At 65.5% G+C, this 9,380-nt stretch carries 9 protein-coding genes; 3 read left to right on the top strand and 6 right to left on the bottom strand.

Going from position 1 to position 9,380, the window contains the following annotated elements; translation table 11 throughout:
- Positions 1-43: 43 nt before the first annotated feature.
- The 6 genes from HVO_RS06880 to hisH all read right to left on the bottom strand — a co-directional run bounded on the left by HVO_RS06880 (position 44) and on the right by hisH (position 6,108).
- Positions 44-262, bottom strand: coding sequence for a DUF7535 family protein (locus tag HVO_RS06880; protein ID WP_004044470.1), 219 nt, complete (start codon positions 260-262; stop codon positions 44-46).
- A gap of 123 nt (positions 263-385) precedes the next feature.
- The gene (gene leuS / locus HVO_RS06875) at positions 386-3,262 is read right to left on the bottom strand and encodes a leucine--tRNA ligase (RefSeq protein ID WP_004044471.1); all 2,877 of its coding nucleotides are present in this window, start codon (positions 3,260-3,262) and stop codon (positions 386-388) included.
- 214 nt (positions 3,263-3,476) lie between these two features.
- Positions 3,477-3,920 carry an archaeal heat shock protein Hsp14 gene (gene hsp14, locus HVO_RS06870; protein ID WP_004044472.1) on the bottom strand — a complete coding sequence of 148 codons (444 nt, stop codon included), beginning with the start codon at positions 3,918-3,920 and terminating at the stop codon, positions 3,477-3,479.
- A 116-nt stretch (positions 3,921-4,036) separates the two neighbouring features.
- Complete coding sequence (gene hsp14 / locus HVO_RS06865) at positions 4,037-4,444, bottom strand: archaeal heat shock protein Hsp14 (protein WP_004044473.1); 408 nt, start codon at positions 4,442-4,444, stop codon at positions 4,037-4,039.
- A gap of 143 nt (positions 4,445-4,587) precedes the next feature.
- Positions 4,588-5,394: a prephenate dehydratase gene (gene pheA, locus HVO_RS06860; RefSeq protein ID WP_004044474.1), complete on the bottom strand. Its 807-nt coding sequence runs from the start codon at positions 5,392-5,394 to the stop codon at positions 4,588-4,590.
- 54 nt (positions 5,395-5,448) lie between these two features.
- Complete coding sequence (gene hisH, locus HVO_RS06855; RefSeq protein WP_004044475.1) at positions 5,449-6,108, bottom strand: imidazole glycerol phosphate synthase subunit HisH; 660 nt, start codon at positions 6,106-6,108, stop codon at positions 5,449-5,451.
- Between the two features lie 453 nt (positions 6,109-6,561).
- Between hisH and HVO_RS06850 the strand changes: the two genes are divergently transcribed.
- The 3 genes from HVO_RS06850 (at position 6,562) to phnE (ending at position 9,273) form a co-directional block, all read left to right on the top strand.
- Positions 6,562-7,419 (top strand): PhnD/SsuA/transferrin family substrate-binding protein, encoded by an 858-nt coding sequence (locus HVO_RS06850; RefSeq protein WP_004044477.1) that lies wholly within the window; start codon positions 6,562-6,564, stop codon positions 7,417-7,419.
- Between the two features lie 95 nt (positions 7,420-7,514).
- The gene (gene phnC / locus HVO_RS06845; protein ID WP_004044478.1) at positions 7,515-8,318 is read left to right on the top strand and encodes a phosphonate ABC transporter ATP-binding protein; all 804 of its coding nucleotides are present in this window, start codon (positions 7,515-7,517) and stop codon (positions 8,316-8,318) included.
- Positions 8,308-9,273 (top strand): phosphonate ABC transporter, permease protein PhnE, encoded by a 966-nt coding sequence (gene phnE / locus HVO_RS06840; RefSeq protein WP_004044479.1) that lies wholly within the window; start codon positions 8,308-8,310, stop codon positions 9,271-9,273. The genes phnC and phnE overlap by 11 nt, the downstream gene beginning before the upstream one ends.
- Positions 9,274-9,380 lie beyond the last annotated feature (107 nt).

The raw sequence follows: 9,380 nt of genomic DNA, 5'->3' as shown, positions 1-9,380 counted from the left end.
ACGCGGCTGGCATTCATCTTTCTTTTCGGCCCGAGTTCCCGGACTACGGGCTCGGCCCGCGCTGCGCGTTGAGGTAGCCGAACACCTTCGAGAGGACGTAGACGATGGCGATGAAGGGCAGAAACGGGACTAACAGGACGACGAGGATGAGAAACATCGTCCACCCGATGGAGTCCATCTCGCTGTCGGGTCGCATGTGCGACCCCGGCGTGACGGTGTGGTAGGCCTTCCGTGCGAGGCTCGACGAGTCGTCTTCGCTCATACGATGCTGTTAGTTCGGCTAGAGGATAAATCGAGCGACGGAGAGGAGCGGTCGCCCCGAGAGCCGCGTCGTGGGTCGGGCGAAGCGCGGCGTTTCGGTCGCGGCGCGCCGAGACGCGCCGGACTATTCGAGGTGGACCGCGGGGCGGAACGGAATCGCCTTCGAGGCGCGGTCGCCCGGGTCGACGATGTCGTCGTCGTCTTCCGCGAACACCTCGACCGCGGCGTCGAACTCGCGGGCGAGGAAGTCGGCGGCGCGCTCGTAGGTATCGGCCTCGTCCAGTTCGAGTTGGGCGCGGAGCGTCGATTCGTCGCGGCCGCGGGTCTGGTCGACGAGGTCCTGCACGAGGTCGTTCACGTCGTTACCCCGCTCGCGCAGGTCGGGGTCCTGCATGACCTGTCCCATGATTGCGCCGACGTTGTCGCCGTTGTCGACGACCGTCTCGAACACGTCGCGCTTCCAGTCGGCGGCGACGTACACCCGGATGGTGTCGGGGTCGGAATCGGTCACGTCGATGATGTCGCGGACGTCCTCGGTCAGGCGCTCGACCTGTCGCTCTTCGAGTTCGACCGACTCGTCCTCGAAGCTCTCGTCCGGCTCGGGCCACGGCGCGTCCTCGGCGGGCGTGCCGGTCAACTGCTCGTGCAGCTCGTTCGTCATGAACGGGATAAAGGGCGCGAGCAGGCGCAGCCGGGTTTCGAGGACCGTCCGGAGCGTCCACTTGGCGGCCGGGCGGTCGAGGTCGGTCCGGCGGCGGTACCACCGCAGCGACTCCTCGAAGTTGTAGAACGCCGCCTGACTGGCCGAGCGCGTCTCGGCTTCGTCCATCGCGGTCGTCACGTCGCGGACGGTGTCTTGCAGCTTCGACAGGAGCCAGCGGTCGACCGTCTCCAGGTCGGGCTGGTCGTCCGGACCGGGGTCGGTGATAATCTCCTGCGCGCGGTTCCAGAAGCGTTCCAGTTGGTCGTGGACCGAGCCGACGAGGTCGTCGCGCCAGTCGTAGTCCTGCCACGGTTCGGCGGAGTTGAGCAGGAAGAAACGGACGGTGTCCGCGCCGTATTCGCCGATGGCCTCGCCGGGGAGGACGACGTGGCCCTTCGACGACGACATCTTCTCGCCTTCGAGCAGGCCCATGCCCATGATGACGATACCCCGCGGCCACTGCGGCTCGTCGAACAGTTCGCCGTGGTGGAACTGGTAGAACGTCAGGTGGTTCGTGATGAGGTCGTTACCGGAGAACCGATAGTCGACGGGGTACCAGTAGTCCCACTCCTCGCGCAGGTCGAGCGCCTTCTCGGGGGCGTCGTCGACCGCGTCGGGGCCGTAGAACAGCGCGTCGAAGAACTCCTGGGTGAGCTCCTCGGTCGGAATCTCTTGCAGCCGGTGGGCGATGGTGTAGTACGCCATGTAGATAGTCGAGTCCGAGAGGGGCTCGATGACGAACTGGTCGTCCCACGGCAGGCGGGTGCCGAGGCCGTAGTTGCGGATACACGGCCACCCGTTGAGCCAGTCGATGGTGTGGTGGTACTCGTCGCGAGTGTTCTCGGGGATGGCGTCCAGCCCGTCGGCCACGTCGTGGGCGAGTTCCTTCCAGTCCTCGTCGTCGTACGAGAGGAACCAGGTGTCCTGTTCCGCGACGACGACGTCGCCGCCGCAGCGACAGACGACCACCTCGGAGAACTCCTGCATCACGTCGAACTGGCCGGCCTCGACGCCGTCGGCCTTGAAGTCGTCGCGGACCTCCTCGACGAGGCCGCCGGCGTAGTCGCCGTAGAACTCCTTGAGCCGACCCGCGTGGAACTCCTTGTTGTAGAGGTCCTTCGTCGCCTTTTCGAGCGCGGGGTCGTCGGAGGACTCGATACCGCGGTTCTCGACGGCCGACTCCGCGGGAATCTCGCCGTACGTGTCGTCCTCGGAGTCGATGTCGAGAATCGGAATCGGTTCGATGTCGGCCACGTCGGCGGGGTCGATGCCGAACGATTCGAGGTAGTCGGCGTCGGCCTTGGCCTCCTGGAGCGCCACGTAGTCGTCGGGGCTGTGGGCCGGGACGGACATGACGACGCCCGTCGCGTTGTCGGCGTCGACGAAGTCGGCGGGCAGGACGAGCACGTCGTCGCCGGTGACGGGGTTCTCGACCGTCTGGCCGACGAGTTCGGCACCCTCGACGGTTTCGAGAATCTCCACGTCGCGGGCCTGATATTCGAGTTTGTCGGCCGCGTAGTCGGAGACGAACCACGTCTCGCCGTCGACTTCCGCGACCACGTAGGTCGCCTCGGGGTCGATGTAGGCGTTGGTCACGCCGTGGACCGTCTCGGGGCGCAGGGTCGCCATCGGGACGACCACGTCGCCGCCGTCGCGCTCCCAGCCGAAGCGGACCAGCGTGTACTCCTGGAACTCGGCGTTCTCGCCTTCCAGCAGGTCGTGGGTCGTGACCGGCTGTTCCTCGTTCGTACAGAACTTGACGGGGTGGAGACCCTTCTCCAGTCGCCCGCGGTCGCGGAGCGTCCGGTACTGCCACTCGACGAACTTCGAGTAGCGCTCGTTGTTGGTGGTGAACTCGCGCCGCCAGTCCACCGACAGGCCGAGCGACTGCATCCCCTTTTTGTAGTGTTCCTCGATGAAGTACCGCGCCCAGCCCATGGGCGATTCGAGATCAGAAAGCGTGTCCTCGGGGACGTTGTAGGTGTCTGTCAGCACCGAGAGCTGTTTCTCCTCGCGGTTTTGCAGGCGCTCGACCGCGCCGATGATCGGCGTGCCGGTGACGTGCCACGCGATGGGAAACAGGACGTTGTCGCCCTGCTGGCGTCGGTAGCGAGCGTACACGTCGGGAACGGTGTACGTCCGCGCGTGCCCGATGTGCATCCCGCCGCTGGGGTACGGATAAGGCACCGTCACGAACGTCGCGTCGTCGGCGTCTGCGTCCGGGTCGGCCTCGTATCGGCCGGACTCGGACCAGCGCTCCCGCCAACGCGCTTCGAGTTCCTGCGGGTCGTAGTCCATATCCGTGGTAGTGGTACCCCGGCCTAAAATAACTCCTATACTCGACTTGCGCGGCTGTCTGATTGCGGCAGAAATTGCCTCACGATGGCACGGGAGGGGCCCGAGAAAATCGAGTCGTGAAACGGAGACAGAGAAACGAAAACGGGGAACACCCACCACGAGGGGACCCATCGCGGGCGGCGTGTCAGAGGCGCGTGCGAGCGACGACGCCCGCTCAGTCGATGTCGATGCGGCGGGAGTCGTCGGGTTCGGCGTCGTGTTTGGGGAGGGTGACCGTCAGGACGCCGTTGTGGTAGCTGGCGGACGCGCCGTTCTCGTCGACCGTCTCGGGGAGGCGAATCGTGCGGCGGGCGGACTCGTGGCGGCGCTCGCGGCGGAGATACTCGCCATCGGCGCGTTCCGCGTCGAGTTCGCGCGTCGCCTCGACGGTCAGCGTGCGGTTGGCGACCGACAGGGCGATGTCCGATTTCTCGTAGCCGGGGAGGTCGACCGTGACGACGATTTCGCCGTCGTGGTCGGTGACGTCGATGGCCATCTCGTGGCGGACCTGCGCCATCATGCCCGAGCGGTCGAACTGGCGTCCCATCTCGTCGAACTGGCGGGACATTCGCTCGAACAGTTCCTCGAAGTCGTCGAAGGGGTTGGTACGTCGCATCATGTGTGTTTTCACCGAGGGTCATAGACGCCGTCTGAGGAGATAATCGTTGCCGGAACGTGGATAGCAGTTCGCACGGCTCGGGAGCCAGAGCGCCGGTATTCAAAAGATGAGCCGCGTCACTCGATGTCGATTTCGGTCGAGTCGTCGCCCGCGGGTTCGGCCTTCGGGAGCGTCACGGTCAGGACGCCGTTTTTGTACGACGCCGTCACCTCGTCGCGCACGACTTCGGCGGGGAGCGTAATCGTCCGGGAGACCGAGCGCTGACTCCGCTCGCGGCGGACGTACTGCTCGTCGTCGACCTCGCTCGACTCCTCGCGGTCGGCCGCGATGGTGAGTCGCCGCCCGCTGACGCTCACGTCGAGGTCGTCCTTCTCGAAGCCGGGGAGGTCCGCGACGACCTCGATGGCCTCGTCGTCGACGACGTCGAGGGAGATGTCTTGGAACCGACCGATACCGGACTCCTCGAACGACCGGCCCATCCGGTCGAACAGGTCTTCTATCTCGTCGAACGGGTTTCGCTGCATACGCGTTTGGATACGTCGCCGACGACAAAGAAAGATGTGCTCGGACTCACACGTTGAGAGCGACCGAGCGGGCGTGACGGAGCGGGACGGGGTGGACGCGGCGAGGTGCGGCGCTGGGCGAGCGTCTCGGCGTCGAAACGGCGTCAGTACAGGACGTGTCGGGTGTCGTACGACCCGAGGACGCGGACCCAGCCGTTGCTGGCGATGCCCTCCACCTCTTCGAGCGCCCCTTGCATCCGCTCCTCGTAGAGACCGGCGTCGGCGTCGATGTGGAACAGGTAGTCGCCGAGGCGGTTGCCGCTCGGCCGCGACTCGATGCGCGAGAGGTTGATGTCGCGTTCGGCGAACGCTTCGAGCAGTTCCAAGAGGAGACCGGGGTAGTTCGCGTTCGGATAGACGACGAGCGAACTCTTGCCGCCGGCGTCCGAGCGGGCGGACTCGGGGCCGATGACGAGGAACCGGGTGGCGTTCGACGACTGGTCTTGGATGTCCTCGGCGATGATTTCGAGGTCGTCACCGACGTTGTCCGGGTGGCCGATACCCGCGACCGTCGGGTCGGCGCGGGCGCGCTCGACGCCGCGGGCCGTGCTGGCGACGGCTTCGAGTTTCGCGTCGGGGTAGTTCTCTTCGAGGTACGTCCGACACTGCGCGAGCGCTTGGGAGTGGCTGGCGACGACGTCGAAGTTCGCGCTCTGGGCCAACAGCGCGTGGCGGATGGGCGTGACGATTTCCTGGACGACGCTCACGTCCGAGTTCGCCACGGCGTCGAGGCTCTCGGTGACGCTCCCTTCGATGCTGTTTTCGATGGGGACGACGCCGCGCTCGAACGACCCGTCGGCGACCGCTTGGACGATAGACGTGACCGATTCTCGGAAGGCGACGTCGTCGGCGACCGCGCGGGCGGCGCGATGGGAGTACGTGCCCGCCGGACCGAGCGTGACTGCCTGCATGGGCACCCCTTCACGAAGCGGCGACAAAAGACCGTCGGGGCAGGCAGATTCGGCCTATCGCTCCGCGCAGAACTCGACGAAGTTGCGGAGGATGGTCAGCCCGGTCTCGCCGGACTTCTCGGGGTGGAACTGCGTGCCGAAGACGGTGCCCGCCTCGTTGGCGACGACCGCGGGGAACGCCACGCCGTAGTCGGTCGAGGCGACGACCGCGCCCTCGTCGTCCGGGTCGGCGTAGTAGGAGTGGACGAAGTAGGCGTACTCGCCGTCGACGCCCTCGACGAGCGGGTGGTCGCGCTGGACGTTGAGTTCGTTCCAGCCCATGTGCGGGACCTTCTGTCCCTCGTCGAACCGGACGTTGCGGCCGGGGATGAAGTCGAGCCCCTCGACTTCGCCCTCGCCGGCGTGGTCGGCCTCCTCGGAGGAGGTAAGCAGCATCTGCATCCCGAGACAGATGCCGAAGACGGGCGTCCCGTCGGCGGCGGCCTCGGCGAGCGGTTCGCGGAACGGTCCGGCGTTTTCCATCCCCTCGGAGAACGCGCCGACGCCGGGGAGAACGATGCCGTCGGCGTCGTCGAAGTCGGCGGGGTCGTCCGAGATGACGACGTTCGCCCCCGCGCGTTCGAGCCCGCGCATGGCGCTCCGGAGGTTTCCGAGCCCGTAGTCGACCATCACCACGTCGGCGAGGGTCTCTTCGGGCGGCTGTGTCGTGCTCATACCGAACGTCCGCAGAGGACAGCAAAGTGATTTTCCCTCGGGGTGAGCGCTCCGCGCGGGAGCCGTCGGAGACCGGCCGCGCGACCCTGCCGCACGCCTCTGACCCGTCGCGTGAAGGGGTCCGAAGTCCGAACTCGAAGACTCCACGGGGGCTTGCAGGGGCGATAGCGCCGTCAACCTGAGAACACCGATTCTATTCAATACGAATATAGAGAAAAAATAGCAAATCTTAACAACAAGTGTCGGAATTACAAGACGAGTTCAATGGCGAGTAGACGAGAATTCATCAGAACGGCAGGAATCACTGGCGTCGCGGGGTTGACGGCGCTCAGTGGATGTACGGGTGGCGACGATAGCTCGGAAGCGACGACGACCACGACGGAGTCGGGAGCGTCCTCGGAGACCGAGGCGACGACGACGTCGACTACGACCGAGTCGTCACCGGAGTCCATCATGTTCGCGCTCACGCCCGCCGAGTCGGACGTGGACGTGGAAGCGCAGTATCAGCCGCTTTTCAACTACATCGAGTCCGAGGTCGGCGTCACGGTCGAATCCACCGTGGCGGCCGACTACGCGGCGGTGTTGCAGGCGCTCGACAGCGGACAGGCCGACATCGCCGACGCCGCCCCCGCAATCGCTATTCAGGGCGGGAACGAGGGCATCACCGAGGTCATCGGCATCCGCATCGCCTACGGGGCCTCGCGGTACTTCTCGCTCATCACGACGACGCCCGACAGCGACATCGAAGAGCTGACCGACCTCGAAGGCGAGACGGTCGCGTTCGCTGACCGCCTCTCGACGAGTGGGTCGCTGTTCCCGCTGTCCATGCTGAGCACGGCCGGCCTCGACACGGGCGGCGCGCCCGACGGCAACCCCGTTGACTTCGAGGCGCAGTTCTCCGACCACTCGACGGCCCGCGAGACGCTCATCAACCGCGACGACGTCGTCGCCGCCGGCACGGGCGCGTTCTCGACGGCCCCGCACGTTCCGGAAGACCAGTTCCCCGAACAGTTCCTCGACATGTCGGCCGAAAACGACGGCGACCTCGGAACGGCGTCGCCCGAACTGCAACTGCTGTCGTGTTCCGACCCCATCCCGCGTGCCCCGATTCTCGGCCGCACCGACATGGACCAAGGGCTGTACGACGACATCGAAGAGGCGCTGCTCAACGTGACCGAAGACGACCTCATCAACGAGGACCTCGAAGACGACCAACAGCTCTGGTTTACCGGGGTCGACCAAGGGTCCGTCGACGACTACGCGCCCGTTCAGGAAGTCCTCGACGAGCTCGGCGTCACGCTCGGACAGTAAGAGCGAGACTCCGCGGTTTTGATTCCCTACCGTGCGGTCGCAACCCGACGAACGGTTCGACCGCACGCGAACTACGCGACGCGACAGACACGATAATGAGTACGATTGAAGTAACGAACCTCAGCAAATCCTACGGAGATGTCACGGCCCTCGACGACGTCTCGTTTACTATCCCGGACGGCGAGTTCGTCGTCGTCCTCGGGCAATCGGGGGCGGGGAAGTCGACCCTCCTCCGCTGTCTCAACGGAATCACTCGCCCGACGAGCGGGTCGATTACCATCGACGACGCGAACGTGATGGGGCCTCGAAACGACGTGGCAATGATATTTCAGCAACACTACATCCTCGGGCAGATGAGCGCGTACAGCAACGCGCTCACCGGGGCGCTCGGCCGGACATCGTTCCTCGGCAGCCTGCTCGGCCTGTACGACGGCGACGACAAGCAGGAGGCGCTCCGCGCGCTCGAAACCGTCGGACTGCTCGACGAGGCCAACCAGCGCGCCGGGAAGATGAGCGGCGGGCAGCAACAGCGCGTCGGCATCGCCCGCGCGCTGGTCCAGAACCCGAACCTCCTGCTCGCGGACGAACCCGTCGCGAGCCTCGACCCCGCGAGCGCGGAGACGGTGATGCGGTACATCCGCGACGCGGCCGACGAGCGCGACTTGACCACCATCGCGAGCCTCCATCAGGTCAACATCGCCCGCGAGTTCGGCGAACGGTTCATCGGAATGAAAGACGGACAAATCGTCTTCGACGGCTACCGCGAGGACTTCGACGTCGACGTCATCGACCGCATCTACGGCGACATCGAGACGAAGGCCATCCGCGAAGAACAGGCCGACGAGCCGCCCGAAAACAACGCGGCCGCCACAAGCGGAGCGAGGTCACATGAGTACTGATACCGACCGAATCGAGGACGCGCTGCGAAACATCCAGATTGCAAAGCGAGTCAGACTGCTGTTTTCAATCGTCGTCCTCGTCCTCTTCGCGTGGTTCTTCACGAACGCGCTGAGCGAGGTCGGCTTTTCCATCGGTGAAATCGTCGAGTACTGGCCGGAGTTCACCGACGCGCTGGGCGACTTCTTCCCGCCGGGGACGCTGTTCGGCGTCATCCCCTTCGTCGACGTCAGCCAGTACTGGGCGTTCATCCAAGAACGGAACCTCCTCCTCCAGTTCCAGGACGGGAACCCCGTTCTCGGCGCGGTGTTCGTCACGTTCGCGATGGGGTTCGTCGGGACCGTCCTCGGCATCCCCGGCGCGCTCATCCTCGGGGTGCTCGGCTCCGAGCGCGTGACGCCGTACCCTTTCAACTTCATCTTCCGCGGGACGATGAGCGTCATCCGCGCCATCCCGGCGCTGGTGTGGGCGCTCATCTACATCCCCCTCGGCGGCGTCTCGCCGTTCACGGCGACGCTCGCCATCGGCACCGACACGATGGGGAACCTCGGTCGCCTGTTCACGGACGCCCTCGAAGAAGTCGAGGACGGACCGATAGAGGCCATCGAGTCGACCGGCGCGAACAGCCCCCAGAAGGTCGTCTTCGGGATGCTCTCGCAGGTCTTTACGCCCTTCATCGCGTGGACGATGTACATCCTCGAAATCAACGTCCGCATCGGCGTCACGATGGGACTCATCGGCGGCGGCGGCCTCGGACAGGTGCTTCAGACCCAGCGCGGTCTGTTCCGGTACACGAACATGATGGCGACGATTCTCGTCATCTTCATGCTCGTCGTCTCCGTCGAGTTCGTGAGCCAGCGGGTCCGGTCGTACATCCGCGGCAACGAGGAAGGGACGAGCCTGCTCAAACTCATCGTCGAGTTCCCGCAGCGGATGGCCCGCTCCATCTGGGAGTAGGCGTCCGCCCGCTCGGTGACGCACCCGCGGTTCGGTTTTTATCGCTCCCCCGCGTCTCACAGCGTCGCCCATGTCGTCGCCGCCGACTGCCACCACGAGGTCGCGTC

The organism is Haloferax volcanii DS2, from assembly GCF_000025685.1.
Classification (GTDB): domain Archaea; phylum Halobacteriota; class Halobacteria; order Halobacteriales; family Haloferacaceae; genus Haloferax; species Haloferax volcanii.
Note: the sequence above shows the minus strand (reverse complement) of the source record. Positions and strands in the feature narration are given on the sequence as shown.

Excerpts from the sequence above, each read along its gene's own strand:
- HVO_RS06880 (WP_004044470.1), bottom strand. The coding sequence starts at position 262 with ATGAGCGAAGACGACTCGTCGAGCCTCGCACGGAAGGCCTACCACACC.
- leuS (WP_004044471.1), bottom strand. The coding sequence starts at position 3,262 with ATGGACTACGACCCGCAGGAACTCGAAGCGCGTTGGCGGGAGCGCTGG.
- hsp14 (WP_004044472.1), bottom strand. The coding sequence starts at position 3,920 with ATGATGCGACGTACCAACCCCTTCGACGACTTCGAGGAACTGTTCGAG.
- hsp14 (WP_004044473.1), bottom strand. The coding sequence starts at position 4,444 with ATGCAGCGAAACCCGTTCGACGAGATAGAAGACCTGTTCGACCGGATG.
- pheA (WP_004044474.1), bottom strand. The coding sequence starts at position 5,394 with ATGCAGGCAGTCACGCTCGGTCCGGCGGGCACGTACTCCCATCGCGCC.
- hisH (WP_004044475.1), bottom strand. The coding sequence starts at position 6,108 with ATGAGCACGACACAGCCGCCCGAAGAGACCCTCGCCGACGTGGTGATG.
- HVO_RS06850 (WP_004044477.1), top strand. The coding sequence starts at position 6,562 with ATGTTCGCGCTCACGCCCGCCGAGTCGGACGTGGACGTGGAAGCGCAG.
- phnC (WP_004044478.1), top strand. The coding sequence starts at position 7,515 with ATGAGTACGATTGAAGTAACGAACCTCAGCAAATCCTACGGAGATGTC.
- phnE (WP_004044479.1), top strand. The coding sequence starts at position 8,308 with ATGAGTACTGATACCGACCGAATCGAGGACGCGCTGCGAAACATCCAG.